The sequence below is a fragment of the Lentibacillus jeotgali genome (assembly GCF_000224785.1).
Taxonomy (GTDB): Bacteria; Bacillota; Bacilli; order Bacillales; family Amphibacillaceae; genus Lentibacillus; species Lentibacillus jeotgali.
This window is the reverse complement of the sequence record NZ_AGAV01000015.1, coordinates 109,075-135,418: the sequence shown is the minus strand read 5'-3', so window position 1 is coordinate 135,418 and position 26,344 is coordinate 109,075. Positions and strand designations below refer to the sequence as shown.

The following is a 26,344-nucleotide window of genomic DNA, read 5'->3' as shown; positions in this document are numbered from 1 at the left end:
TCTTACAAAGGATGATTGCAATGAATGTCGCAGAATTGCTTGTCAAATGCCTTGAACAGGAAGGCGTTGAATACGTCTTTGGCGTACCTGGAGAGGAAAATGTTGATCTGATGGATGCATTTTACGACTCTGACATTGAGTTTATCGTCACCCGGCACGAAACAAGTGCTGCCTTTATGGCAGCAACATACGGCCGGCTGACCGGTACACCTGGCGTCTGCCTGGCTACGCTCGGACCCGGTGCCACAAATCTGATGACCGGGGTTGCCAATGCCAATATGGATCATGCACCGCTTGTTGCTATTACTGGCCAGGCAGGACTTGACCGCCAGCATAAAATTTCGCACCAATATTATGACCTGATTAATATGTACGAACCGGTGACCAAGTGGAATGCACAGATCAAATCGGCCAAAATCACGCCGGAAGTTGTCCGAAAGGCGTTTCAGGTGGCCGGACAGGAAAAGTGGGGAGCCACCCATATCGATCTGCCGGAAGACATCGCAGGAATGGATATCGAAAAGGCGACACCACTAAACCCGAATGAACGTCCCCATACAAAAGCCAGCGAAAGCATTATCGAACAAGCTGTTAACATGATTGAAAAAGCCGAGCATCCGCTCATCCTGGCCGGCAATGGCATCAGCCGCCAGCAGGCCACCGAAGAATTCCGGGCGTTTGTGCGGAAAGTAAAGATCCCTGTTGTTCATTCATTTATGGGTAAAGGTGCCATTTCCTGGGAGAATGATTTAAGTCTACTGACAGCAGGTATCGGCGGAAACGATTATATTACATGCGGTTTTAACGAGTCCGATTTAATTATCACGGTCGGATTTGATATCGCGGAGTACCCGCCGAAAAATTGGAACCGGAGCAATACGCAGATTATTCACCTTGATACCGAAGAGGCCGAAACCGACGCTAACTATCCGGTGGGGCTTAATATTCTCGGTGACATTCCGGCAAACCTGCAGCAGCTCGGTGAAAACATTGAATCCCCGAACGCAGATTTCGCATGGGTTTCCAATGTCCGAAAGCAGGCGCTCAATGAACTGGAGGCTTTTGAAGAAGATACGCATTTCCCTGTGAAACCGCAGAAAATCATTTCTGACTTGCGTAAAGTTTTAAACGAAGACGCTATCGCTATTTCGGACGTGGGTGCCCATAAAATGTGGATGGCCCGCATGTATCACACCCATCAGCCGAATACATGCCTCATCTCGAATGGTCTTGCATCCATGGGGGTTGCGGTGCCAAGCGCGATTGCTGCAAAAATGGTGCATCCTGATCGTAATGTTGTCGCAGTGTGCGGCGATGGCTCATTTCAGATGACCGGGGCAGAACTGGAAACAGCGAGACGGCTTGAATTGCCGATTATTGTCCTGATGTGGCGCGATGACGGCTATGGCCTAATCGAATGGCACCAGTTAAAGAAATTTGACCGTTCATCTTATATCAAATTTGGTAACCCAGACTACCAGCAGCTTGCCGCTTCATATGGATTTGAGGTAATGACCATTACCAAAGCTGACGAATTGAAACCGGCGCTGGAAAAGGCCGCTGCTTCAAACCAGCCAACCTTCATCGACTGTCCGGTGGATTACAGTGAAAATATGAAATTGACCGAAAAACTCGGTGACATTATTTGCTGAAGTTTGGAAAGGAGGAAATAAATCGTGATAGGCTCGATTATCAACGGTGAAGAAATCAATACGAGCAATGATTCAATCAAGGTGAAAAACCCGTATAACGGTGATACAGTAGAAGAGATTGCCCTGATATCGGATGATGCGTTTGAACGTGCGGTCACGGGTGCGTTTGATACTTTCCATCATACAATGCAAGACATGCCGGCACATAAGCGATCAGATATCCTACGCAAAACAGCCGATTTAATGGAAGAACGTGCAGACGATTTTGCCGAGACCATCATGAAAGAAGCTGGCAAACCGATCTCTTTCAGCCGTGGGGAGGTGCAGCGGGCGATTCAGGTACTCCGTTTCGCCTCAGAAGAAGCCAAACATATCAGCGGTGAAGTGGTGCCGATGGATGCAGCGATTGACGGCGACGGCCGGCTCGGACTGGTCAAACATATCCCGCTCGGGGTCGTGGCCGCCATCACACCGTTCAATTTTCCGCTGAATCTGTCACTGCACAAGATAGCACCAGCCATTGCAGCAGGGAATACCGTCATTTTTAAACCGGCGGAGAACACACCCGTCTCCGCGTATAAATTAGCCAAATTATTTCATGAAGCCGGACTCCCAGACGGTGTGCTTAACCTGCTGATGGGGTCCGGTGATATCGGCGAAAAGCTGGTCACGCATGATAAAGTGCACAAAATATCATTTACCGGAAGCCTTCCTGTCGGGCGTTCGATCAAGGAATCAGCGGGCTTCAAAAAAGTCACGCTCGAACTCGGCTCCAATTCGCCCAATATCATATTCGATGACGGGAACATCAATGAAGCCGTCAATAAGCTCGTCAAGGGCGCCTTTGCCTTTTCCGGTCAGGTATGTATCTCAGCACAGCGCATTTATGTGCAAAAATCAATCTATGATCAATTTCTGAAAGAATACATCAAAGCAACAGAGGATTTGACCATTGGGGATCCGGCATCAGAGGAAACCGATATCGGACCGATGATCAGTGAAGAAGAAGCCAAACGTGCAAAAGAATGGATTGACGACGCGGTCGAAAACGGTGCAAAAGTAGCAACAGGCGGTGAACGGGATGAAACGATACTTAAGCCGACCATCATGACCAACGTTGAAAGCAACATGAAAATCATCGCGGATGAAGTGTTCGCACCGATTGTGTCCGTTATTCCATTTGATACGGAAGAAGATGTGGTGGGCTACTCGAATGATTCGATTTACGGACTGCAGGCAGGTGTGTTTACCAAGGATGTCAACCGGGCATTCCGAGTAGCGGATCAGCTGGAGATGGGCGGTGTCTGGATTAACGAAATCTCCACTTACCGCCAGGACAACCACCCATACGGCGGCGTCAAACAAAGCGGTGTCGGCCGTGAAGGCGTTAAATACGCCGTCGATGGCATGACTGAAACGAAATTTATCGGGCTAAAATTGAAGGAACATCACGATGAAAAGGCTTGAGGACAGTTCTCCTCAAGCCTTATTTCATTTCTTAAGCAAGGGAAAATGTTATCGACGGAAGAGGGGAAATATCAGCAGAAGAGGGAATTTATCAGCAGATAAACGTCAATATCCGCAGAAGAAAGGAAATATCAGCAGATAAACAGAAATATCAACCGAAGAGAAATAATATCAGCGGAAGAGCTGGAATATCTGTTTGTCAGGGCCTTTACTTTCCTGAAGAAAAGAATCAGGAGTCTCTTCTCCTGATTCACTTCATTACTTTCAGCATTCGCTGCGGAAAGTCTATAAATGGATTGCGGTTTCCCTGAATCTCATAAATCGCCTGGTTACGATGTTTTTCATACAAATCAGGTGGGAATGTCGCATGCCATTCCAGAAGAAGATCCGTATCCACCTGTTCCAGAAATTCCACTTCAACCTGATTCGGATATCGGATCAAAAAGTACAGCATTGCCCTAGCGACAGTTCCTTTTCCATATTCCGGCTCAAATAATTCCTCCGCCGCTTTCCCGCAATTCTCGTCAATCCGACTCATTTGCACTTCCGGTGTATATCCTGCGAAATCATGATAGGGATAATTGCTTCGAAAAGAATTACAGGAAGGATCGCATGTGAACAAATGATGGATATCCCCGCGCATCGGCTCTTGTTCATTGAACCAAGACTGTGGGACCGCATGTTCACAGTTGTATTTAAAATCTGCTGCAATTTGCGCAAACCGCTCCGGATCGGACACCTTATCCATCTCTTTTTCCCGCTTTAAAGAAGTCATATAATCCGCCTCTATTACTTCTTCCGGCTGCCGGCTTTTTCCGTTGTAAATACTAACCAGATTACCGTCCGGCTGAAGATCCACCCACGGATACACATACTCGCTCGGATCATATCTCACCCGATTGGTATGGCTTTCCCGAAGCAGGTCCTTCATCGCCTCAATCACTTCGTCGTCACCAAGCTCAAAATCAATTCCCTTGTAAAAAGCTTCCCTATCCCTTTCATCCTTTTCCTTATCAAAATACGCCTTTTCATCCTCCACTATATTTTTCTTATCGTCCTTCAGTTTTGAAAGCATTGCATCCATACGCCCACGATCGGCTGTGACGGGAAGCAAGTTTTCTTTTTGCTTGCTGTTTAACATTAACACCACACCTCCTAAAGATTTTCGAATGACGAGACCGCTGTTTCATGCATGCGGAATCTGGTTCACCTACTATTTTAGATGATTTTTATTTTCATTATATAAAGTTAATATTAAATCTTTATAAAAATTCTAATAAAAAATCCCGCCAGCTGCTTGCGGTGATGACGAGATATTTTGAATCAGAACTTAGGTATTTATTTAGGCGTGTGAGTTATTAAAGTAAAGCTGCCGATTGTCTTTCTCCTTAGACTTTAGTTTAAGTTTTGTCCAGCCTCTTACCGCTGATTTTTTATGTTTTCCCTGAAAGCCTCAATAAAGCGTTCCGGCGACTGTTTGACAGTATAAACGCTAACCCCTTTGCTCGTGTGTAAATACAGCAGGCCGCCCTTTTCGCCAAAAGGGCGATAAGACATATCCCAGACGTTTTCAATAGGAAATTCATGATGACGGCTTACAATTTTGTCACTGTACAAATACAAGGTGCGGGGGTCCTCAACATAATACTTGCCCGAGATGGCGATTTCGTGCTCCACCTTAACGTATGGCTGTTCAGCAATCAATGTCATGGAAAATTTCCCTCCCGCAATTTAAAGGTTCTCCAGAAATACCCTGATAACGTCCGCGCCGCCAATAAATGTGCCGATCGAACTGCCGATATTCGCGAGCACCACTATCAGGAGAATGCGGGTTGCCTTATTATGCCAAAATCCTTTCACACTGTAGACATCTTCGGATAGCTGTTCAAAATCGCTGACGTGCGGTCTTCGGATAAAAGCCTGAGCAATGCCGGCAAACCAGCCTGCTGCAATCAACGGGTTCAATGATGATATCGGAGCTGCGAGAAACGCTGTCAGTATGGTCAAAGGGTGTCCCAACGCAATAGCTGTTCCAAGTGCTGACAAACCACCGTTCCATAAAATCCAGCTGACCGTTTGCTGCCACCCAGCTGACGGGTTTGTATAAAACGTGTAAGCTATGATGGCAATGATCAATATCGGTATCGCCCAACCTATGATTTTCGGCAGCTTTGACTTAGGCGGGCGGGCGTTGAGCCGTTCTAAATTGTGCTCTTGTTTGATTTCCTTCGTGATCCCCGGCACATGTGCTGCTCCAAGGACGGCGACGACCTTGTTGCCCGGTGCCCGCCTGATTTTTTCGGAAAGGTACTGATCCCTCTCATCAATCAGCGGTTTCTTCAGCCGTGGAAAATGTTCAGTAAACTCTTCCAGCATACTGTCGAGCATATCCTTTGATTTGAGTTTTTCCAGTTCCTCTTCCGAAATCGTTTCCCGGCTGAAAATGCTGCCAAAAACTTGCATCAGTAGCATGGCTTTTCCTTTGAAGCCAATGTTGCCCCAAATACGGGAAAAAGTGATCTGAATATCGCGATCGGCCAGAACCAGTTCTGCACTGGTTTCTTTTGCTGATTCGATTCCCTGAATCATTTCCTGACCGGCATTGATCCCGAATTGTTTGGCCATGCGTTTCTGGAATGAGGAAATGACTAAATTCATCAGCAAGAGGGTGGCCTTTTTCTCTTTAATAACCTGAAAAATATCCATGTCGCGCCATTTATTGCCTTCAGTAACTGAATTGTACCGCTGCTCATCCAGTTCAATGCAGACTGCATCCGGCTGTTCCGCCTCAATCACTTCTTTGACTTGTTCGGCACTGCTTTTGGAAACATGGGCTGTCCCAATCAGTATGTATTCTTTATCATCCAAATGGATGCGTGTTATGTTTTCTTCAGACATATGGTAAACTCCTATTGTTGGTTGATAACGGGGCCTTCCGTCGCTGCACCATCTTATTTTATCATAGTTTAGAGGGGTTTTCTTTTTCCCTCACTGAGTGTTAATTGGACAGAATCGGGTATTTAGGAATAAACAAACAAACAAAAAACCCGGTGCAAGACCAGGCTCCCCTTATCATGCCATCCATTTCGGCGGAATATTTTTATCCCAGTAAATTTCTCCAATCTCATGGTGATCCTCAAAGCCATCAGACTTTATATGGTAGTGAAAATTAAACCAATAACCTTCCATGGGGCGGTTTTCACGTCTCACATCGAACCGGGCGATGTCATGACCCGTCCGTTCGTCATAAATATTAAAAATCCGTTCACCAAAGCCCTCGGATGGCTGCTCAGTGATGCTGTAATATTGAAGATTATCCGCTCCGGTTTCATCCATAATCCGATGAAGAGCTTCTTCCATGTTGGGCAGAATAACGCTTTGGAACTCATCCTCGACTTTTGCTGTAATCCGCGGGCCCATCTTTATCATGGCTTGTTCGCGTGCCTTTTGTCGCAAGTCGTCAATCGGGTCGAGTTCCGAAATATCCGTATGCACATCAGGCAGTTCTGCCGTCAGAGTCGGTGGATCACTTGTATCCCTAACAGATTTATCATGCGAATCCTTTTCAGAATCCATCGTTTCTTTACTCTGCTCTGCTTCGACATCCGCATCAAATTCGGGGATATATAAACCTAATGTGACAACCGCAACCAGTGCCACTGCTACTTTCCGCATCCAAAGCTTCATCGTGATTTTCTCCTTATTATTCCTTCTTATTAAATTTTACCATTTATCAGATAGAAGCGCCACGTTATTTTCAGTTTTTCACAGAATTGTTTTCTTTTTTAAAGGGAGCTTGAGTGATTTCGTAATTATGCGGTCACTTCGTTGAGAGCAGCTGCGTACGCTTCATAATCTTTTTCCGAAAACAGCACCATCCAAACGTTGCCAAAGTCATGGTTCTTTAAAAAATCAGTGATCGTTTGCAAAGCTGTTTTCGCGGCAAGATCGATTGGAAAACTGTATACGCCCGTTGAAATCGATGGAAACGCAATACTGGCTACATCATTTTCCGCTGCCAGCTCCAAAGAATGACGGTAACAATTGGTGAGCAATTCTTCCTGATTCTGATTGCCTTTGTTCCAGACCGGTCCGACCGTGTGAATCACATGCTTTGTCGGCAGGTTATAGCCAGCCGTAATAACAGCGTTTCCCGTTTGGAGTTTGTCGCCATTAAGCTGTTCCTGCCGTACCTGTTTACATTCTTCCAGCAGATCCTTGCCAGCTGCCCGGTGGATTGCTCCATCGACACCACCGCCTCCCATTAGCGTTCCGTTGGCAGCATTCACAATTGCGTCTGTCTTCTGCTTCGTAATATCACCTGTCATCAGTTCAAGTGTGTTTCTATTTATTTTGGTCTTCATCGTCTCACCCTTTCCTGATTTAATTCTATTTTCGATTATAGCGCAAGCTTTTTCAAATCTTTCCGTCTGTTCTATGTTTTAGGATTTGACCATATGGGAAGTGTCCAGTAAGTGAGTATTCAAATACAAAGGAGCATATCATCCATGGAACAAATTCTTTTCATCCAAACAGGCAGTGGTATTGACGTTCATGGTCAAAACATTACGAAAGCATCCGTCCGTGCTGTGGAAAATGCAATTTATGCCAATTCGATGCCTGGAATCGAGAAAAGTCTTCCAGATGGAAACCTTAACAACATGCAGGTGAATGTTCGGCTGGCAGTTCCGCTCGACCGTGATAAACTGGACACTCAGCAAGTGATAAATGCCATCCCGTACGGCTCGGTCACCATCGATATAACAGATGGCGGCATGGCAACATCAAGCGGGATTATGCTGGATGAAAAAGAAGATGAGAATGATTTGATGTATATTGTGAATGCTGCAATTGAAGTTGGTTATTAAAGCCAGCTTAAACGGTAGTCTCCCCCCTTAAAACCAACCTGTCAGGCAGGTTGGTTTTTTATGTCCCAGACTCGTTTTATGTTATGGTCTAGAGAGCTACAAGCATCAGTCGGAATTCTCAAAAGCATGCCCGGCCAATGTGGTTGCAATCGAATCCTCAAGCGCTGTATCCGAACTGCCCAAATAATTATTGAACATGATGGAAAACACCAGCTCCTCACCGTCCTGTGATGTTACATAACCGGACAACGCTGAAACACCGGTCAATGACCCCGTCTTCGCGACAACATTCCCTTGTGCCGGTTCTTCAGTCATCCGATATCTGAGTGTTCCGCCAACAAAGCGCTCCTGCGCACCTGCAACAGGCAGGGAGTTCTCAAAAGCCGGGAACCACTCTTCATCTTTTATGGAAGTCAAAAACTGCGACAATTCATTTGAAGGGATCATGTTTTTATGCGACATGCCCGAGCCGTCACGAAGCAGAATAGTGTCACTGTCAATGCCATAGTTCTCTGCCACATTCTCAATGACATCGAGCCCTTCATCCCAGCTTCCTTCCCCATTCAGCACCTTACCCATTTCTTTTGTCAGAATCTCGCCGTGGCCGTTATTGCTCAGTTTCATGAATCTGATGTACAGTTCCTCAAGCGGTATCGAGTCCCTCGAGGCTAGAACTGTTGCATTATCAGGCGTCACACCGGCTTTTACATCACTATCGCCGATAAACTTAAGCCCATGTTCCTCGAGTGACTTTTTGAAGACATCAAGCGCATACCCGGTCGGCTCCCAAACAGACACCCACGATCTCGACCTTGAGCCGTCTGCTGGCATTGTTCCCTCAACGATAATTTCATTGGTCCCGTGCTGACGCTGAATGGAGATGTCTCTGCTTTCCCCGGCAGCGACCGTTTCCGTATTGTTGATGATCGTGACATAATCAGTTTCTGGCGTAACCGTGACCTCCGCTTCATTTCCGGCTTCATCGGCCGGACGTGCTTCAACAATTACGGTTCCCGCATCATAATCGTCATTCGGTGATAATGACAACGCCGAAACCTGTGCCCCTGTATAATACGGCTCATCTGACCAGTTCAGATCCTGCGACAAACGCACAGCGTCATACCAGCTGTCATCGCCAATCAAATCACCTTTAATATTCCTAATCCCTTTTTCTTTCAACTGTGCTGCAAACTCATCAAGATCCTCCTTCATTAAGGTCGGATCACCTTTTCCTTTTAAATATAAATCACCATGAAGCACTTTTCCTTTTACCTGACCGTCCGTGCGCACTTCCGTGGTGAATTGATAATCCGGACCTAATGTTTCCATAGCGGCTGCACCGGACAGAAGCTTCATGTTTGAAGCCGGATGAAGACGCAAATCGCCATTGTGATCATACAGAATCTCGCCGCTCTCAGCGTTCCGGACACTAACACTCACACTTGTACCGTCTAGACTGTTATGTTCCAGAATTGCATCAAGCTTGTCCGCCAAACCCTGCTCTTCAGCAATTGTTTTGGTTGTCACGGTTTGCTCAGATTTTTCCGCAGTATCTTTGGATGCTGATACAAAAGATTGGTCCTGGTCAGCAAATGGTATGACGACAACCATTGTCAACAGGAAAAATAAAAACATTTTCTTCGCGTAATCTTTTACCATCATGTTATCTTCACATCCTTTATTATTTTTAATATTTTAATTATAATAAAATGTACTAATAATTTGTTTAATTTTTAGAAAAATCATGCTTTTAACCTATAGATAAAATAGACTTTAGTAAGAACGGATCAGATCAGATAAAAAAAAAGCAGGTCAGAGCCTGCCTGCTATGATTCGTTGATTGTGTTCGCTGCATTCAAATAACCTGCGCCATAAACATTCGGGTCTTTGTCAGTCCAAAGATCAGCACCATTTTTGAGAAGGGTTTTGAGTTGATCGGGGGAGGCGTCCGGGAAAGCCTGCTTCATTAATGCGACAGCGCCTGCGCAGATGGGGGTCGCCATCGATGTGCCTGATAATGTGAAATAATCATTTCCGACACGACCGGATTTTTGTGATTTATCGAGGTAAGAATTCGGTGCACGAAGCGACACAATATTGACGCCTGGGGCCAAAATGTCCGGCTTTACCTCTCCATATACCGTCGGCCCTCTTCCGGAAAATTCAGCGACCGTATCATCGGTTCGTGTGTCTGCTGTATTTTTATCATCCAGTGCGCCAACAGTAATCACCTGATCGCTGACACCCGGGCTGGAGATGGTTTGCGGATCCGGCCCGGAATTGCCGGCGGCTACACACATAGTAATCCCTTCATTCCAGGCTTTTTCAACAACCTTGACCATGGGATCATCATCTTCAATGTTGTAAGAACCGGCTTCACTGCCAAGTGACATGCTGATGATATCAATCGGGGCATCCGGGTTATCTTCGTTGTATTGAATGCACCATTCAACCCCTCGTATGATCGTTTCAAGTGATCCAGATCCTATTCTGTTCAGAACCTTTACACCAATCAGATCGGCCTGGTGTGCCGGTGCTTGGTATTTTGACGAAGAGGACGACCCGTCGCCAGCTGCATCGCCAGCACAATGGGTACCATGTCCATTATCATCATACGGATCAGTCCGGTCATTGACAAAATCAGCGAATGCTTTAATCCTTCCAGACAGGTCTTGGTGCGGGTGAATGCCTGTATCAATCACTGCTATTGATACGCCTTCACCCGATAATTCAGTACCACCATGACTGATATCCCGGGCATTGATGGCGTCTGTTGCCACATCCAGAAGTGCATGAACTTCCCGGTTCATATAAATCCGCCTTATAACACTGCAATTTGACAAGAGCTCCTCAAGCCCCTTGGGGGTCACTTCCACGCTGCAGCACGATATACGTGGAAACTCATGCCGAAATTTATGACGAAAGCGGCCATCGGTTACTTGCCTGACCTCTGAACATCCCGCCTCATGGCAATCATTTTCAAATTCGATAATCAATGATAGTTTCCTGAACCACCTAAACGAGCCTTCAAGCAGTTTGTGCAGGAAACAGGGTGTCCATTGGAATGGTTTGTATAAATTCAGTATCCTGCCCCGGAGTTCCTTATCCATTTTGCCGGCATTGGCACGTATCGTTTGAACCATTGAATAACCGAACAATCTACCACCACCTTTCACGATTATTTGTATGAAAGATTGGTGATACAGTAACGGTATGCGCACATTCAGACAGGAAACAGGCTAATGGAACAACTCTGGGCAAATTAAAAATACCACTTGAAAACCCCGGCACATATGATAGAATTATCTTCAACTTTAATAAGGAGGCGCATATTATGTTTTTATTTGAAATTGATGAAGAAATTGCTTTGAAACACCTGGAAATCACCGATGCGGCTCCTTTATTTCGGCTGACGGATAAATCAAGGGACACATTGCGGCAATGGCTGTCATGGGTTGATTACACCAAAACACCCGAAGATTCCAAGGCCTTTATTGAATCCGTATTAAAGCAGTTTGCCGACAGAAGAGGGCTATCCACCGGGATTCTTTACCACGGCGAACTCGCCGGCGTGACAGGTTTCAATCTATTTGACTGGACAAATGGGATTGGACACATTGGCTACTGGCTTGGCACTGATTATGAAGGGAAAGGAATCATGACACGAGCTGTCAGCGGTCTGGTTGATTATGCTTTTTATTCGCTGGAACTGAACCGGATCGAAATACGTGCTGCGTATGCCAATCATAAAAGCCGGGCGATTCCGGAGCGTCTCGGCTTTGTGCAGGAAGGTAAGATCCGCCACGCAGAATGGCTTTATGATCATTATGCCGATCATGTGGTATACGGCATGCTGGCACATGAGTGGAAAAATCGCGAACGTTAAAAAGAAGTTGGGACAAAAGAATTTCCATGAAAGAAAAATCCGAGCAATGACTCGAACTTTTCCTGTTAGTTTTCGAATCATTGTTCGGATTTTTATAATGTAAGGCGACTTCATCACGGCGAGCACCAAGTATTTTCCGTAGCGGTGGTTTAATACTTATCCCTTTTACTTCTCTGCTTTTTCATAAAGTTCGTCAAAGTGATTAACCATTTCAAAGTCCAGGTCAGTCAACCCTTTCATCTGCCATGATGATATTTTCATCGTAACGATTTTATAATCAATCGAAATGAATGGATGGTGCTGTTTGCTTTCAGCGTACTCAGCAACCTGATCGACAAAACGGACACCGTTCAAAAAGTCCTTAAACCGATAGCGCCGGCCAATCCACTTCTCATCAATTCGCTTCCATTCTGGCAGGCTATCCAATTCCTTTTCAATCTGTTCTTCACTCAAACGTTCCATTCGCTTTTTCCTCCTTTAAGTTGATTTCTCGTATCATGCTGTTATCCATAGTATAACAAATTTTTACTTTGTAAACAGCATAACAACACATTATCCACAAATTGTCCACAGATTTCTGTGGACAAATGGGTGAATAATTTCCTCTTATCAACTAAAACTATCCTTGAAAGAGAGGGTCCTTGATGAATGAACAGGAATTATACCATAAAATTTTCGAACAAAAGGAACAGCTGGAATATCTACTTAAAGAACATTGGCAGTTATTCTCCAACATGGGGACATGGTTCTTCTGGTTTAATCTTGTTACCATTATCACCCCGCTTATTATCCTTTATTTTACGGTGGACAGGAAAAGATTGTTTGAAGTCGCCTTTTACGGATACAGCACACACTTGTTATGGTTAAATACGGACATGGTCTTAACAGCCAATAATTACTTCAACCATCCACACAGCATCTCGTACATACTTCCAGAAGGCGTAAGTGTAACAGCAGTTCTTTTCCCAGTTATTTTTATGCTGTTGTACCAATATTGCACCAACAACGGTAAAAACTATTATCTTTATGCGATTGTATCCAGTGCCATATTCGCGTTTGGGTTTGGCTACTTTGCTGAATCAGTTGATCTGCTCAGGATGCACAAGGGCATGAATTTATTCTATTTGACGATAATTGATATTGCGATTTCATTAATCGCTTTCTGGGTTACAAAGCTTTTCCTGTTCATAAAAAATCAGAGATAGCAAAGCTCCGGATTTTAGAACAATCCGGAGCTTTTTTGAAAGAAGGTTGTCAAAGTTGTCCACAGTCTTGCATATGTATTAGATATCACTAACGATGGAGGTGTTCTCCGATGCAGACAATGCATATGCCTAAGTGGATTTCGTATGCAGTCGGTTATGTTTTTTTGGCATCAGGTACTCTCAAGCTCGTGTCTAGCGACTTTAAGGCAACATTCATGAATCTCGGACTGCCCTCTCCGGAAACCATGCTGCTTCTTGTCGCTCTGACGGAAATTGCCTGCAGTGCATTTATATTGGCACGACTATATGTGAGACACGCTGCCGCTCCGCTTATTCTCATTATCCTTGGTGCGCTTTACCTCACGAAACTGCCGATATTAATGAATCAGGGCTTCCTGCAATTTGCTTTTGACGCGCGACTTGATATTGTAATGCTCATTTTATTGATATTGCTCTGGCAGCATAAGCCCGCTAAACAGCTTTAACATGTATATCCACAGAGTTATCCACATATGCACAAACGTTCGCAAATATTTTGTTGCGGAAATTATGTTCTCTACAAGATATGGGTGTTATCTACATGTTATTCACATATTGTGGATAACTCTGTTGTGAGTAATCTAAAAAAGCCCTGGCTCCCTTTTCCTGTCAAGCATCTAATACCACAATATGGACTGCTTTAACTGGTCCATGTACGCCAACAACCATGTTCATTTCAATATCTGCACTGTTGCTCGGGCCCGTGATGAAGTTAATATACGGGGAAATGGTCTGTCCATCTTTAACTTGGTTATGGACCCGTTCAGTCGCCTGGGTCATCCTGGGTACGATTGATGACTTGGGAACAATGGCTGCATAAGTTGTTGGCAACAGACTCACGGATCGCGCGATATTCCGGTCATTAAACTGAGTTATCGTCCCCGACTCGGCAAGACTCACGTCACTGAACAGAAAACCAATATTCGCCTGCCTCGCTCTTTCAATATTCCTTTCACCTGATTCAGCAGCCCACAAATGGACATCATTTTTATCGAATACATCTGACAGTCCAAATTCAGCAAAGCGCCCATCATTCGTTGCAATCATTGGTGCACCATCATAGGTTTTCATGACATATTCGACTGTCTCACTAAGCTGATCCATTGTTGTCTCCACGACATGTGTGCCTTTTTCTTCACTATTTTCATTGAAAAGAGCACACAGCTCATCAGATGTCTTTTCCTGATAGACAGCCCATTGCGGCTGGTGCTCCCAATCAGGCCGGGACACATCTACTTTTCGCTCCCGTCCAAGACGGTCAGCAATGTGACTTAGAAATTTATCCCGATTATGAATGGCACCTTTACTCATTTCGGTTACCTCCTTTCGAATGTTCCTTGAACCACTTCCGGAAATTTCCGTTGGCCGGTGCCGGGAATTCCCGTATTTTGGTCCAAAGTTTCATCGGGCCGGGGCCGTTTGATATTGAACCTTCATGGACAAGCGGCTTGGCAAATGTGGGCGCCCCTTTTGTAGCAATTTTGAACAAGGATGGCGTACTGGCACCAACACCAAAGGCTTTCATGGCTGCCTGTTCGCTTTTGTCAGCATAACCCTGCTCGACGTAATTTTCGCGATGCCGGATAAGTTGCTCGTGTAACGGGATTTTGACCGGGCAGGCTTCCGTACAAGCTGCACAAAGGCTAGAGGCATAAGGCAGTTCACCATATTCTTCGTAACCGCCAAGGATTGGTGAAAGAACAGCACCAATCGGCCCCTGATAAATTGAGCCGTAAGCATGGCCGCCGACTTGCCGGTAGACCGGACAAACATTCACACAAGCAGCACATCGAATACAATGAAGCGCTGACTGGAATTCCGTCCCAAGTGCTTTAGAGCGGCCGCCGTCCACGATTACAAGATGAAAATCTTTCGGCCCGTCGACACTTTCAGGCCCCACTTCTGGAGTCACATTCGTTACATACGTGGTAATTTTTTGACCGACGGCACTTCTGCTTAACAGGTTCACCATCACATCCAGTTCTTCCCACGACGGAACAAGTCGTTCCATACCCATGACACTGATTTGGGTGTCTGGAAAACTGGTCACCATGTTGGCGTTACCTTCATTGGTGACCAGAGACACAGAACCCGATTCCGCAACGCCAAAATTACACCCGGTAATTCCAATATCAGCGTTCATAAACACATCTCGCAGCTGGCTGCGTGCAAAAGCCGTCAATTCCTCCGGCTGATCAGTACCGCTGTAACCGGCTTTTTCCTTTAGTGTATCACGTATCTGTGATTTGTTTTTATGCAGTGACGGCACCACAATATGAGATGGTCGATCTTCCTCTTCAGCCTGCAAAATATATTCTGCCAAATCGGTCTCATACACCTGACAGCCGATATCCCCCAATGCTTCATTCAACCCAATCTCTTCAGTCACCATTGATTTTGCCTTGGTTACATTTTTTGCATTTTTCTCTTTGGCTACCTGCTGTATGTAGGCATTCGCCTCTTCAGCCGTTTCCGCAAAAAACACATGTCCGCCGCGTTTGGCGAAATTCTCACTTAAGAGCTCAAGGTAATAATCAAGATTTTCCAGCGTATGCCTGCGTATTTCCTCCCCGGCGCTGCGCCATGTCTCCCAGTCACCAATCGCCTCATCACCTTCTGTGGCAGCAATTTTCCTGCCCCTTAAACCGTCCTGAGCATTGGCCATCGATTGACGCATGAACTTATCATCCAAAGCATCATCCACTCTGTCAAAAAATGGCTTATCACCAATTTTCATAGCCACAATCATCGCCTCCTTTATCAGCGTGAGTTTAAGATTTGCGCAATATGCTTAACTTCTATCGGTTTCCCTTCACGGTCAATACGTCCCTTTATGTTCATCAAGCATCCGCCATCTGCTGTTATCAGAACATCTGCCCCTGTGTCTTCCACATGACGGACTTTTTCATCAACCATTTGCTCTGAAATCGGAACCATCTTCACGGCAAATGTCCCGCCAAAACCACAGCAATCATAGCTATTTTCCAATGGAAGCAGCTCCAACCCTTCCACATTGTCTAGCAGCTTGAACGGGGACTCCGTTTCCTTAAGCAAGCGCATCATATGGCATGACGTGTGATAGGTGGCTTTTGCAGAGTAAACCGCTCCAAGATCCTCAACGCCGAGGACATTAACAATAAACTGGGTAAACTCATATGTTTTATCAGCGACTTTCTGAGCCCTTTCCTGCCAGACCGCATCATCACGGAAAAGTCCGGGATACTCTTTAAACATACCGGCGCACGAACCCGAGGGTGTTACAACATATTCTGATGACTCAAAGGTGGAAACCATTTGTTTCGCTGCTTTTTGCGCATCTTTCCTGTAGCCACTGTTGTATGCTGGTTGTCCGCAACAAATCTGTCCCTGCGGAAAATCAATCTCACAGCCGAGCCGTTCAAGCACCTCGACCATATCTTTTGCAGCCTCCTGATAGAATAACTCACCGAGACACGTTACGAATAATGATATTTTCATAGTCATCCTCCCCGATTAAACTCATCCAAAACTCCATAGTGCTAACTGATCAAAGAGACTATTCCAATGTTTCGTCGATATATTGAAACAGCTCTTTATTTACTTCATTTAAATGCTCGTACATTTGCTCATGCGCATGTTCTGGTTCTCTATTCCTGATAGCCTTAAAAATCTGCTCATGTTCCACATATAATTTTTCAGACCGGTTTTCAGAATACAGCAGTACTCTCCTTGTTTCACGAATCGTTTCAGAAATAAGATTCGACACACTGGCTATCAGGTTGATAAGCATCTGATTATGTGTTGCATCAGCTATTGCAACGTGGAAATCCGTATCGGCGCTTGCTGCCAGTTCCTCATTCCCTTTCGCATTTCCCATTACAATCAGAGCCTTTTCTATCGGTATCAGATCTTCTTCTTTATGAACTTTAGCAGCTAGGCTGGCCGTACCAACCTCCAGTATTTTCCGAAGTTCATACAGCTCCTTTACATCGTCTTTTTTCATTAAAAAAGCTGTGGTTACTGGTAACGAAAACTTTGAAGGATCGAAAGACTTTACATATGTCCCTTCCCCTTGTTTCATCTCGAGAATACCCATAGAACGCAACCCACTTAGTGCCTCCCGGATAGCCGACTTACCAACATCAAAATTTTTCGCTAATTGCTCAACAGATGGTAATTTCTCGCCCGGCCTTAATTGTTCATTTTTTACCATATCTATAATGGATTCCGCTACCTCTTCATAAATCTTCTTGGTTTGTATTCTTTTATATTCCATACCCTTACTCAGCTCCTATATTTTTGCTCCCATTTTACAGGGAATGAATGAATTTGGAAAATCCCTTCTCAAGCGTGAGCGGTTGCAACTGATCTATAAGAGACGCATGATCATAAATCCGGAAAGTCCAGCCAGTAAACCATAGATAACAGCGGGAATTAACGTTTTTCGGATAATATCTCCTTCTTTACCGGATAATCCGACTGCACCACTTGCTGCGACCACATTATGAACACAAATCATATTTCCCGCACCAGCACCTATCAACTGTGCAGCTAATACCGTATTGACATCAAACCCTACTTGCGTTGCAACATTGTACTGTATTGGGCTGAACGTTAATGTAGAAACGGTAGCACTTCCTGTAATAAAAGCACCAAGTTCTCCTAAAAATGGTGCAACAAATATCCAAATTGAACCTAAAGAATTCGCTAAGGATTCAGCTATATGCTGCGGCATACTTACCAAATCATTCATATTCATTCCTGAGTTAACAAATACTTGAACCATAATCAACGTGGCAACTAAGGATATGGCTGTCATTTTCATTGATGATAATGAATTTTTAGATGCACTTGTAAATGTGCTGAATGATTTGCGCTGAATTAATATAGCACTTATGGCTGCAAGGGTCAGGACGGTACCAGGCGAATACAGAAACTCCCAATCTGATGTAACACCTTCTACTCCCAAAATATTCGACCATGAGAGGTCAATCGCTGACGTGGCGAAGTCCTGAAGCCATGGTACAATACGTGTAAGCAGTAGCAGGATAACGACAATAATGTAAGGTGACCATGCCGTGATAATTCCTATGTTTGATTTTTCACTAGCAACTTGAAAGTCCTCTCTTAAAGCTAACTTCCATTCTTCTGTTGGTAATAGCCAACCTTTATTGGCGGTATATGTAGCAACAATCAAACCTGTCAGCGCAGCAAGAATTGATACAAATTCGTAACCGAATAAAGATGCGTACAATAGAGCAGACCCTGTATAGACAATTCCAATCACTAAAGTCCATGGCAGCATGGCAACTGCATCCTTTATCCCCCTACCAAAGAAACTGGTTAATACAGCAATTACGATAAATGGAATGAAGGTCCCTGCTAATAAATCCATCATTGTAACCGAAACTGCAATTTCCTGAAAAAATTCTTCCCCCGCATTTGGGTTATTACTCAAACCAATCGCAATGGGTGTACCAACAGCTCCAAAGGCAACTGCTGTGCTATCGGCTATTAGAGCAATAGTTGCAGCTGCCAAAGGGCTGAACCCTAATGCAAACAGTAATGGGCCGGTAACCATAGCAGGGGCCCCAAAACCCGCTGCACCCTCGATTAAAGATCCAAATAAAAATGCAACAATAATTGCCTGAACACGCATATCTCCGGAAATATTTTGGAATCCCTGATTAATGCGATCAACTGCGCCAGTGTTTCGTAGGGTATTTAATAGAACCAATGCACCAAACAATATCCAAAGTATGGTTAATGCTTTATGGGCTCCTTGCAATGTTGAGGAAGTTATAACATTTCCGCCCATCCCCCAAACCGTAAAACCTAATACAATCACAATAACTGCGCTAATAGACATTCCTTTAGCCGCAGGCATTCTGAATATAACCAAAAAAAGAAATGGAAAAATAATAGCACTTAAGGCAATAAGTAAATACATCTCAATCCTCCTAGTGTACGTTGATCTCATAAGCATAAAGCGATTACAAATTAGTAGTAAGGTCATCAGATGACCTTACTACTAATTTGCCATATTTCTTAAACTTTTACAACCGTTTTCAATAAATTAAAAGAGCTTGGGTAAAACTAAAACGTTCAACATTGAATTCGTATAACGTTGGATAAGTCTTAATCACCGCTGCAGAAAAATACTTAGCTGGTTTAGATACTAAAAAATCCGAACAGTGATTCGAAAACTAACAGAAAAAGTTTGAATCATTGTTCGGATTTCTCATTTATGGAATTTCTTTTGTCCCAATCTCGTTTACCGCTGCTCGACCAATTCAAATGTGGCTTCTTGCTTTTCGCCGTCACGGTAGTAGGTTACCGTTATCGAATCACCGACTTCTTTTTCCTGATATAAAATCTTTCGCAGATCAATCATGTTCATGACTTGTGTGCCGTCAACCTCTGTGATGACATCAAGCCTTTTTATGCCTGCCTGATCTGCCGGCGAACCAGACTCAACAGTCCAGACATAGACACCGCCTTCAACCTCACCTGGAAGATTCAATGTATTTTCCCATTCCGTTTGCGGCACTTCTTCAAGCGAGTATATTTCAACACCCATATAAGGCCGTGTCACTTCCCCGGTCTTTTCGAGCTCATTCACGATTGGCCGTGCTGTATCTATCGGGATGGCAAAGCCAATTCCTTCAACTGCTTCCTGATTAATCTTCATTGAATTAATCCCGATCAGCTTCCCGTCAATGTTAATCAGAGCGCCACCGCTATTTCCGGGATTGATAGCCGCATCGGTTTGAATGACTTCAGCCTGCCAGTCACTTCGGCCATCCTGGTTAAAATCCTGTGGAATCGTGCGCTGTGTCCCGCTGATAACGCCCTGTGTCACCGAACCCAAAAACATGCCAAGGGGATTGCCAATCGCGATGGCTGGTTCACCAACCTTTATATTTTCCGATGTTCCCATGTCAATGGTTTGTTTAACTTTATCACCATTCATTCTCAGTACAGCCAAATCAGAAAACAAATCGCTGCCGAGAATTTCAGCTTCAACCCGTTTATCATCCGAGAGCACAACCTCAACGGTATCCGCTCCCTCAATCACATGATGGTTGGTAATTACATAAGCTTGACCGTCTGTTTTTTTATAAATGACACCGGAGCCTGAACCGGCCTCGGTCTGCTTCTGGCCTTCCTGCTGCTGCCAGAAGTCACCCTGCCGCTGAATATTGATGACACCGACGACAGCAGGTGTAACCGCATCCACCACTTCTGTTATTTGAGAGGATACATTGACCGAAACAAAATCGCTTGATTCAGGACGTGCATTGTCGCTGTCTGTCGTCTCCTTTGTAGTCTCTTTATCATTTGTCCATGCTTCGGGTAGAATATCAGATTGTAACACACCGGGTAATGCGATCAGTGCAATAGCAATGCCAATTATAATGCCGGCAAGAACAGGCCATATCCGGCGACGCTTTTTAGGACGCTCCTGCCGGTCATCATCATCAAAGTAGCCCATTTAAATAACTCCTTTACCATAAAGGATTTTAGCTTACATCACATTATAGTATTACACCAATCGAAAAAATATTATCCGACTTCATATAATTCTGTTGGGTTTTTTGGATCTGTGTCCCGAATATCAAGCGTGATACCACGTTCTTTTAAAATATTTTCAATCGACATGCGCGCTAGGTCCTTCATATTGTTATCCTGGCTTAAATGCGCTAAGTAAATCCGGTTTGTCCGATTCGTAATCAATTCACTCAAAGCAAGTCCAGAGTCCTCATTTGACACATGCCCGGAGTCGCTTAAAATACGGCGCTTAACGTTCCAGGGATAGCGTCCCATCCGTAGCATGCCTACATCATGATTGGCTTCAAATATGTAAGCATCTGCATCTTCCACTGTCCGTTTAATCCGCTCTGACACATATCCCAAATCCGTCACAAGGGCCACTTTTCTCCCACCATTCCGAAACGTGAAAAACATCGGTTCAGCAGCATCATGGGAGACGCCGAACGATTCCACATCAATATCCCCGAATGTTTTGACCGCTTCCATGCCAAAGTCAAACTTCTGATCAGGGGAAATCGTACCGATGGAATTCTCCATGGCCTTCCATGTCTTTTCATTCGCATAGATTGGGAGATTATATTTACGGGCGATTATTCCAAGCCCCTTAATATGGTCGCTATGCTCATGGGTTACAAGGATACCGTTCAGGCTCGACGGATCGACTGCCACTTCCCTGAACAGCCTGTCCATCTGCTTCCCGCTCAATCCGGCATCAACTAACAATTTTTGTTTATCCGACTCAATATAAAAAGCGTTTCCGGTACTTCCCGATGCCAGTACACTAAAACGTAGTGTCATTCAATCTCACTCTCCGATTGCTGATTAGCTGTCAATATTTCATTCAGATGCGATAACACATTACCCTTTATCTCGTTATCGTCATTAAGGGTTTGAATTTTTTCAATCGTAAATGTGACGGCACCCAGTAAAAACGTTTGTTCATTACTGGATACAATCTCATTTTCAAGCGCATTCACATGAAAATTTTCCTCATCATTCACCGTAACCGTCCACGTCGGTGATAAAGGCTGTTTGCCGCTCTGAAGCGGATTTTTTCTTGTATGCAGCCCCATGTTTATACCCGTGATCTCATCACCATTTTCCAGCCTGTTGCCGTCAAATAACGCCCGAATAGCCGTTCTTGGTTCGATTAACGACTGCTCTTCATCAGGCGATTCATCATCACCAAGCATTGTCTGTGTATAAAACAACATTTCATTGTCATCATTTAAATAAACAAGTACAATTCCATTTTGATTGTAATAGATGGGGAGCCCATTTTTTTGCTGAAAAAACATAAGAACATTCATTTCCTCATTCCAGCTGCCAAATCTATAATTATCAGACAATGGAATATTGCTCTTTACAAGCTCATTTATTAAATCGCTATCTGCACTTTCAGGTATCGAAACAGGATTTTCAAAACGGGATAAGATAAAGTTTTCATTAATAACTTCTGCCTGCTGGTTATCCTTATTTTCAAAGAATGCCAGTTCTTCGTCCGTAAAAGTTTTCTGATTTAATCTCAAATAGGATGCACTGACATTACCACTGGGCAAATCAGCATTGATAGTGATATCCTCAGCTTCCAATTGCTCCTCAAACGTCGAACTGGATGTATCCGGCATGGCAAATTCTGCATCGTTTTGTTTATCGAGAAGCATCAGCAGCAAATAAATATCCAAAATGAGAAAACAGAGGATAAATAAGGTTTTAATTTGTTTCCATTGCATCCTCAGTTTCCTCCTTCCTGCTGCTGCGGATTGAGATTATTAAACCTGATTTTCTGCCAGCTCCCATTGTAGTCCATAAACCAGGCCGGTTCCAGTGTTACCGCATCAACGTTGCTTTGATAGGTCAAATCATAGCCGACTTTGATATCATACACATTATCCATATTGTAAGTGTTGCTGTTTGAAAGTTTGTCGATCACGCGTGAGCCGGACATCAGCTCTACTGACTCATCCTCGCCCAAATAGTTGACAAGTCTGAATAATGGCCGGTTGTATTGATGCAGTCCAGCTTGGCGGTATCGCTGTTCAATGACCGAGGAATAATTGCTGCCAAAAATAGGGTACCCCTCATAATACATCTGATAGCGTACTTTGTTAGTCGATGCGTTAGTATTAACAGACATCAGATTATATTCATTTGTCCAGCCCCGGTGATCATTGATATTCATTCTGCTCTGTTTTATCAACGCTGCCGGTTCCATCTGTTCATATGATGATTGGAGCGGGTTTTGGAATTCAGCTGTCCTTCTGTTCGTGTACACACGCATAATACCGCTCGCACTATCGGTAAAGTAAATTTCATTTTCATCGACCTGATTCTCCTGGACCGTATGCGGGTCAGTGAACACGGTGTCGACCATAAGGTCCTCACTGATTTCGTCAATTGTTATCGACTTGGTGGAGGTGTTCTCCAGATTATTTGGTATATATATAGGTCGCTCAGCGCCTTCAACCCGTATAAATTGACGCAGACCCTCGAATGTCGTGAGGTATTCCCATAATTGTGCATACTTTTCAGAGCTATTGACAGTTGCCATTGCCTGCTGTTCACCGTCTTCGGACAAGAAAATAACGTCCATCGTGTTTGAGTCCTGGTTAAATGTGATAAACAGCCGTTCAAATCCCCACTCGGGCATGTTAACGTCGTCGTTGAACGTAAACAATCTGCTTGCCAATTCCATTGGGATGGTGTCCGGAAAGATAATTTCCACCTGATTTTCCTCAGACGGCGCACCACTTGCGCTGCTTGTCCTGAACTCATACAAACTCCACGACGTTATGATGTCCTGATACAGTGATTTGCGGTCATTCGGATCAGTAAACCCATAGTAAGTATTGTTATTTTCAAAAATAATTGATGACGGCTCAATAAGGTCTTTTATTGTTTGCTCGGACCCGCCAAGGTTGACACCTTCTTCCACGGCATTTTGCGGGAGCTGTTTGGTATCCGGTGTGAAGCTCCACAGGGCAAACGAAAGCACGAGGCTGATGCCTACCAGCACCCATAATATAAATGACTTTAAGGTTTCAAGATGCATTATTTACCCCTCCGCTTCTTATTCACCAGCGGAAGTGTAAAGAGAATCGTTGTCCCTTTACCTTCTTTACTCTTTGCCCAAATGCTCCCATGATGAGATTCAACGATTTCTTTGGCAATCGCAAGTCCAAGACCTGTTCCGCCAAGTTTACGTGACCTGGCTTTATCAGCTCTGTAGAACCGATCAAACACTTTATCGACCTTATCATACGGTATGCCCGGACCCTGGTCTGAAAAAGTCACCAGCAATTGGCCTTTCTGTTTGGCCGCTTTAAAGCGGATTGTACCGCCTTCCGGTGAATACTTGATCGCATTGGAAATAATATTATCAAGCACTTGAATCATCTTATCTTTGTCGAGCCAGACATACATCTTTTCGTTTGGCAAGTCGCGCTGGAGCTCGATTTTTTCTGATACATTCATCTCAAAACGATCAATCACCTGATGGAAGAAGTCAATAAAATCTGCCCGTTCCTGCTGCAATGACTCACTTTGGTTATCCATCCTGGAAAGCTGCAGCAGATCATTGACCATTCTAATCATGCGGTCTGTTTCATTCTGGGTGACATCGAGGAATTTTGGCGCAATATCCTTGTCCGCCCATGCACCTTCCGTCAGCGCTTCAATATAACTGCGCATCGTTGTCAGCGGCGTTCTTAGCTCATGTGATACATTTGAGACGAACTCACGGCGCTCACGCTCAATTTTTTCCTGTTCGGTTACATCACTGAGAACCGTTATAAATCCGGTAATATCGTTATCTTCATCTTTAATGGTTGAGAAGTTCGCGCGGATCAGATAAATATCATAATCATCACTGAAATCAATAATCATCGAACCACTCTCAGGCAATTCCGAGAGATCTACCGAGTTCTCATCCAATTGTAATACATCAAGCAGGAATTTCCCCTGTGCTTCATCCGGGTCATAGCTGATCAGAAGTCCGGCGGCATCGTTTAACAGCGTAATGAATCCGTTGCGGTCGGTAGCTATAACACCGTCCGACATGTTGGATAAGACCGAACTCAGTTTTCGCCTTTCTTCTTCCGTCAATGCCCTGGAGTGTTTCAATTTGGCATTTAAGTCGTTAAACGATTCAGCAAGCTGACCAATTTCATCTCTTCCATAAACGTTAACCTTTTGAGAAAAGTCCTCGCGTGCCATTGTCTGTGCCTGTCTGCGCATTTCCTTAATCGGCTTCGTTATTGTTCTGGCAACCAGAATGCCCAGAAACGCCGATACGGTGATTGCTAATAGTGAGCCTTGCAGGAAAACACGGTTAATGTCATCCAGCTGATTATAGACTCCTTCAAGCGATGCCTCAATGTAAAGAGCGCCTTCTTGTGTCTGTTCATTATTATAAATCGGGACTGTCCGTCTGTAGATCCGATTTCTTTCTCTGTTGTACATCTTGCCTTTGTTTTCATTTCCGAACCGCAGAACATCATTTATAAAATCGTCTGTCGTCTTTTTGTCGATATTACTGTCACGCGATGTGTCACTTGAGGCTATAATCCGGCTTTGCATATTCACAACCTGTATATTATTGATATCCGCCGTATCATTTACCCTTACGATATTCTGAACTTCCTCCTGAAGCGACAGCTGATCATCATTGTTTTCTGATCGTTCCTTACTGAAGGCCTGCTGCAGGTTCACTTCCAAAATGTCGACACTGGCTTCAATCGACTCCTCAAAATTTTGCACAAGTTCCTCTTCCAGTCCGCGAACGAAATAAGCACTGATTACCTGAATCGTTATGAGCAGCAGCAATATGAACATAATGATAAATTTCAGTTGTATCGAGCGGAAAAAACCAACGTTATGCATCAGATGGACCTACTCCTGTTCAGGATTACGCAAATAATAACCAACGCCCCTCCGCGTTACAATCCACATCGGGTTGCTTGGATTCTCCTCAATCTTTTCACGGAGACGTCTGATTGTGACGTCAACGGTCCGGACATCACCAAAGTAATCATAGCCCCACACAGTTTCAAGCAAATGCTCACGGGTCATCACCTGACCGATGTGACGTGCAAGATAATGAAGCAGTTCAAACTCACGGTGGGTCAGCTCCAACTGCACCCCGTCACGTGTTACGGCATACGCATCCGGATGAATCACTAGGCGCCCAATTTCAATATTCTTTGTTGTCTGGACAGCATCATCAGGAATTTGCTGCTGTCTGCGGATATTTGCTTTCACACGGGCAATCACTTCCCGGTTACTAAACGGTTTTGTCACATAATCATCTGCGCCAAGCTCAAGCCCCAGTACTTTATCAATTTCCGCATCTTTTGCTGTCAGCATAATAATTGGCATGGACTGGGTCTTGCGGATTTCCCGGCAGACTTCATTGCCGTCTCTGCCTGGAAGCATGATATCAAGTAAAATGAGGTCCGGCATTTCTTCATTAGCTTGTCTGATTGCCTCATCGCCATCATATGCCAAGATAACGTCATAGCCTTCTTTTTCAAGATTGAATTTTAAAATATCTGCTATCGGTTGTTCATCATCGACTACCAGTATTTTTTGAGCCATTACTATCACTTCCTTTTTAGCATTGTTTCAATCGAACACGCACTTTTTCATACTCCTTTGTCCATTTTATCGTACTTTTACTAAAATGTCTTTTGTTAT

25 protein-coding genes are annotated in these 26,344 nt (G+C 44.4%); 6 read left to right on the top strand and 19 right to left on the bottom strand.

What is annotated here, in order from left to right; genetic code table 11:
- The first annotated feature begins 20 nt into the window (after window positions 1–20).
- Together ON01_RS12165 and ON01_RS12160 are read left to right on the top strand one after the other, a co-directional pair.
- Entirely contained in the window at window positions 21–1,652 is a 1,632-nt protein-coding gene (locus ON01_RS12165; RefSeq protein WP_010531323.1) for an acetolactate synthase large subunit, read from the top strand.
- 24 nt (window positions 1,653–1,676) lie between these two features.
- Window positions 1,677–3,119 carry an aldehyde dehydrogenase family protein gene (locus tag ON01_RS12160; RefSeq protein WP_010531322.1) on the top strand — a complete coding sequence of 481 codons (1,443 nt, stop codon included), beginning with the start codon at window positions 1,677–1,679 and terminating at the stop codon, window positions 3,117–3,119.
- Between the two features lie 250 nt (window positions 3,120–3,369).
- Here the strand turns inward: ON01_RS12160 and ON01_RS12155 are convergent, their stop codons facing one another.
- The 5 genes from ON01_RS12155 to ON01_RS12135 all read right to left on the bottom strand — a co-directional run bounded on the left by ON01_RS12155 (window position 3,370) and on the right by ON01_RS12135 (window position 7,483).
- On the bottom strand, window positions 3,370–4,260 hold the full coding sequence (locus tag ON01_RS12155) for an endonuclease I family protein (RefSeq protein ID WP_010531321.1): 891 nt from the start codon (window positions 4,258–4,260) through the stop codon (window positions 3,370–3,372).
- Window positions 4,261–4,538: 278 nt separating this feature from the next.
- The gene (locus ON01_RS12150) at window positions 4,539–4,829 is read right to left on the bottom strand and encodes a hypothetical protein (RefSeq protein ID WP_010531320.1); all 291 of its coding nucleotides are present in this window, start codon (window positions 4,827–4,829) and stop codon (window positions 4,539–4,541) included.
- A 21-nt stretch (window positions 4,830–4,850) separates the two neighbouring features.
- Complete coding sequence (locus tag ON01_RS12145) at window positions 4,851–6,017, bottom strand: TraB/GumN family protein (protein WP_010531319.1); 1,167 nt, start codon at window positions 6,015–6,017, stop codon at window positions 4,851–4,853.
- A 174-nt stretch (window positions 6,018–6,191) separates the two neighbouring features.
- Window positions 6,192–6,806, bottom strand: coding sequence for a YpjP family protein (locus ON01_RS12140; RefSeq protein ID WP_010531318.1), 615 nt, complete (start codon window positions 6,804–6,806; stop codon window positions 6,192–6,194).
- 125 nt (window positions 6,807–6,931) lie between these two features.
- Window positions 6,932–7,483, bottom strand: a complete 552-nt coding sequence (locus ON01_RS12135) for an O-acetyl-ADP-ribose deacetylase (RefSeq protein WP_010531317.1) — start codon at window positions 7,481–7,483, stop codon at window positions 6,932–6,934.
- Between the two features lie 144 nt (window positions 7,484–7,627).
- On the opposite strand from ON01_RS12135, the gene ON01_RS12130 reads away from it, so the two are divergent.
- Window positions 7,628–7,987 (top strand): Lin0512 family protein, encoded by a 360-nt coding sequence (locus ON01_RS12130; protein WP_010531316.1) that lies wholly within the window; start codon window positions 7,628–7,630, stop codon window positions 7,985–7,987.
- Window positions 7,988–8,092: 105 nt separating this feature from the next.
- Here the strand turns inward: ON01_RS12130 and dacB are convergent, their stop codons facing one another.
- Both dacB and ON01_RS12120 read right to left on the bottom strand, forming a co-directional pair.
- Window positions 8,093–9,649, bottom strand: a complete 1,557-nt coding sequence (gene dacB, locus ON01_RS12125) for a D-alanyl-D-alanine carboxypeptidase/D-alanyl-D-alanine endopeptidase (protein WP_010531315.1) — start codon at window positions 9,647–9,649, stop codon at window positions 8,093–8,095.
- Between the two features lie 164 nt (window positions 9,650–9,813).
- Window positions 9,814–11,145, bottom strand: a complete 1,332-nt coding sequence (locus tag ON01_RS12120; RefSeq protein ID WP_010531314.1) for a S8 family peptidase — start codon at window positions 11,143–11,145, stop codon at window positions 9,814–9,816.
- A gap of 176 nt (window positions 11,146–11,321) precedes the next feature.
- On the opposite strand from ON01_RS12120, the gene ON01_RS12115 reads away from it, so the two are divergent.
- A complete protein-coding gene (locus ON01_RS12115; RefSeq protein WP_010531313.1) occupies window positions 11,322–11,873 on the top strand; it encodes a GNAT family N-acetyltransferase in 552 nt (183 codons plus the stop codon).
- Window positions 11,874–12,038: 165 nt separating this feature from the next.
- On the opposite strand, the gene ON01_RS12110 is transcribed toward ON01_RS12115, so the two are convergent.
- Window positions 12,039–12,335 carry a 4a-hydroxytetrahydrobiopterin dehydratase gene (locus tag ON01_RS12110; protein WP_010531312.1) on the bottom strand — a complete coding sequence of 99 codons (297 nt, stop codon included), beginning with the start codon at window positions 12,333–12,335 and terminating at the stop codon, window positions 12,039–12,041.
- Between the two features lie 182 nt (window positions 12,336–12,517).
- On the opposite strand from ON01_RS12110, the gene ON01_RS12105 reads away from it, so the two are divergent.
- Together ON01_RS12105 and ON01_RS12100 are read left to right on the top strand one after the other, a co-directional pair.
- Complete coding sequence (locus ON01_RS12105) at window positions 12,518–13,078, top strand: hypothetical protein (protein WP_010531311.1); 561 nt, start codon at window positions 12,518–12,520, stop codon at window positions 13,076–13,078.
- Window positions 13,079–13,188: 110 nt separating this feature from the next.
- Window positions 13,189–13,563 carry a DoxX family protein gene (locus ON01_RS12100; RefSeq protein ID WP_010531310.1) on the top strand — a complete coding sequence of 125 codons (375 nt, stop codon included), beginning with the start codon at window positions 13,189–13,191 and terminating at the stop codon, window positions 13,561–13,563.
- 163 nt (window positions 13,564–13,726) lie between these two features.
- Here the strand turns inward: ON01_RS12100 and ON01_RS12095 are convergent, their stop codons facing one another.
- From ON01_RS12095 to yycF, 11 genes are all read right to left on the bottom strand, one after another.
- Window positions 13,727–14,428: a LutC/YkgG family protein gene (locus ON01_RS12095; RefSeq protein WP_010531309.1), complete on the bottom strand. Its 702-nt coding sequence runs from the start codon at window positions 14,426–14,428 to the stop codon at window positions 13,727–13,729.
- Window positions 14,421–15,860: a LutB/LldF family L-lactate oxidation iron-sulfur protein gene (locus tag ON01_RS12090; protein WP_010531308.1), complete on the bottom strand. Its 1,440-nt coding sequence runs from the start codon at window positions 15,858–15,860 to the stop codon at window positions 14,421–14,423. Before ON01_RS12090 ends, ON01_RS12095 begins: the two co-directional genes overlap by 8 nt.
- 17 nt (window positions 15,861–15,877) lie before the next feature.
- Window positions 15,878–16,594, bottom strand: coding sequence for a (Fe-S)-binding protein (locus ON01_RS12085; RefSeq protein ID WP_010531307.1), 717 nt, complete (start codon window positions 16,592–16,594; stop codon window positions 15,878–15,880).
- A 58-nt stretch (window positions 16,595–16,652) separates the two neighbouring features.
- The gene (locus tag ON01_RS12080; RefSeq protein ID WP_010531306.1) at window positions 16,653–17,372 is read right to left on the bottom strand and encodes a FadR/GntR family transcriptional regulator; all 720 of its coding nucleotides are present in this window, start codon (window positions 17,370–17,372) and stop codon (window positions 16,653–16,655) included.
- A gap of 93 nt (window positions 17,373–17,465) precedes the next feature.
- Window positions 17,466–19,046: an L-lactate permease gene (locus tag ON01_RS12075; protein ID WP_010531305.1), complete on the bottom strand. Its 1,581-nt coding sequence runs from the start codon at window positions 19,044–19,046 to the stop codon at window positions 17,466–17,468.
- Between the two features lie 324 nt (window positions 19,047–19,370).
- Entirely contained in the window at window positions 19,371–20,591 is a 1,221-nt protein-coding gene (locus ON01_RS12070; RefSeq protein WP_010531304.1) for a S1C family serine protease, read from the bottom strand.
- 71 nt (window positions 20,592–20,662) lie between these two features.
- The gene (locus tag ON01_RS12065) at window positions 20,663–21,448 is read right to left on the bottom strand and encodes an MBL fold metallo-hydrolase (protein ID WP_010531303.1); all 786 of its coding nucleotides are present in this window, start codon (window positions 21,446–21,448) and stop codon (window positions 20,663–20,665) included.
- Window positions 21,445–22,383 (bottom strand): two-component system regulatory protein YycI, encoded by a 939-nt coding sequence (locus ON01_RS12060; RefSeq protein WP_010531302.1) that lies wholly within the window; start codon window positions 22,381–22,383, stop codon window positions 21,445–21,447. Before ON01_RS12060 ends, ON01_RS12065 begins: the two co-directional genes overlap by 4 nt.
- 2 nt (window positions 22,384–22,385) lie before the next feature.
- Entirely contained in the window at window positions 22,386–23,702 is a 1,317-nt protein-coding gene (locus tag ON01_RS12055) for a YycH family regulatory protein (RefSeq protein ID WP_010531301.1), read from the bottom strand.
- On the bottom strand, window positions 23,702–25,531 hold the full coding sequence (gene walK, locus ON01_RS12050) for a cell wall metabolism sensor histidine kinase WalK (RefSeq protein ID WP_010531300.1): 1,830 nt from the start codon (window positions 25,529–25,531) through the stop codon (window positions 23,702–23,704). Before walK ends, ON01_RS12055 begins: the two co-directional genes overlap by 1 nt.
- A 9-nt stretch (window positions 25,532–25,540) precedes the next feature.
- Complete coding sequence (gene yycF, locus ON01_RS12045; RefSeq protein ID WP_010531299.1) at window positions 25,541–26,245, bottom strand: response regulator YycF; 705 nt, start codon at window positions 26,243–26,245, stop codon at window positions 25,541–25,543.
- Between the last annotated feature and the right edge of the window lie 99 nt (window positions 26,246–26,344).

Coding starts and splice junctions, on each gene's coding strand:
- ON01_RS12055 (WP_010531301.1), bottom strand. CDS start 23,702: ATGCATCTTGAAACCTTAAAGTCATTTATATTATGGGTGCTGGTAGGC.
- ON01_RS12165 (WP_010531323.1), top strand. CDS start 21: ATGAATGTCGCAGAATTGCTTGTCAAATGCCTTGAACAGGAAGGCGTT.
- yycF (WP_010531299.1), bottom strand. CDS start 26,245: ATGGCTCAAAAAATACTGGTAGTCGATGATGAACAACCGATAGCAGAT.
- walK (WP_010531300.1), bottom strand. CDS start 25,531: ATGCATAACGTTGGTTTTTTCCGCTCGATACAACTGAAATTTATCATT.
- ON01_RS12060 (WP_010531302.1), bottom strand. CDS start 22,383: ATGCAATGGAAACAAATTAAAACCTTATTTATCCTCTGTTTTCTCATT.
- ON01_RS12155 (WP_010531321.1), bottom strand. CDS start 4,260: ATGTTAAACAGCAAGCAAAAAGAAAACTTGCTTCCCGTCACAGCCGAT.
- ON01_RS12140 (WP_010531318.1), bottom strand. CDS start 6,806: ATGAAGCTTTGGATGCGGAAAGTAGCAGTGGCACTGGTTGCGGTTGTC.
- ON01_RS12105 (WP_010531311.1), top strand. CDS start 12,518: ATGAATGAACAGGAATTATACCATAAAATTTTCGAACAAAAGGAACAG.
- ON01_RS12145 (WP_010531319.1), bottom strand. CDS start 6,017: ATGTCTGAAGAAAACATAACACGCATCCATTTGGATGATAAAGAATAC.
- dacB (WP_010531315.1), bottom strand. CDS start 9,649: ATGATGGTAAAAGATTACGCGAAGAAAATGTTTTTATTTTTCCTGTTG.
- ON01_RS12070 (WP_010531304.1), bottom strand. CDS start 20,591: ATGGGCTACTTTGATGATGATGACCGGCAGGAGCGTCCTAAAAAGCGT.
- ON01_RS12150 (WP_010531320.1), bottom strand. CDS start 4,829: ATGACATTGATTGCTGAACAGCCATACGTTAAGGTGGAGCACGAAATC.
- ON01_RS12130 (WP_010531316.1), top strand. CDS start 7,628: ATGGAACAAATTCTTTTCATCCAAACAGGCAGTGGTATTGACGTTCAT.
- ON01_RS12075 (WP_010531305.1), bottom strand. CDS start 19,046: ATGTATTTACTTATTGCCTTAAGTGCTATTATTTTTCCATTTCTTTTT.
- ON01_RS12110 (WP_010531312.1), bottom strand. CDS start 12,335: ATGGAACGTTTGAGTGAAGAACAGATTGAAAAGGAATTGGATAGCCTG.
- ON01_RS12065 (WP_010531303.1), bottom strand. CDS start 21,448: ATGACACTACGTTTTAGTGTACTGGCATCGGGAAGTACCGGAAACGCT.
- ON01_RS12135 (WP_010531317.1), bottom strand. CDS start 7,483: ATGAAGACCAAAATAAATAGAAACACACTTGAACTGATGACAGGTGAT.
- ON01_RS12095 (WP_010531309.1), bottom strand. CDS start 14,428: ATGAGTAAAGGTGCCATTCATAATCGGGATAAATTTCTAAGTCACATT.
- ON01_RS12100 (WP_010531310.1), top strand. CDS start 13,189: ATGCAGACAATGCATATGCCTAAGTGGATTTCGTATGCAGTCGGTTAT.
- ON01_RS12085 (WP_010531307.1), bottom strand. CDS start 16,594: ATGAAAATATCATTATTCGTAACGTGTCTCGGTGAGTTATTCTATCAG.
- ON01_RS12115 (WP_010531313.1), top strand. CDS start 11,322: ATGTTTTTATTTGAAATTGATGAAGAAATTGCTTTGAAACACCTGGAA.
- ON01_RS12080 (WP_010531306.1), bottom strand. CDS start 17,372: ATGGAATATAAAAGAATACAAACCAAGAAGATTTATGAAGAGGTAGCG.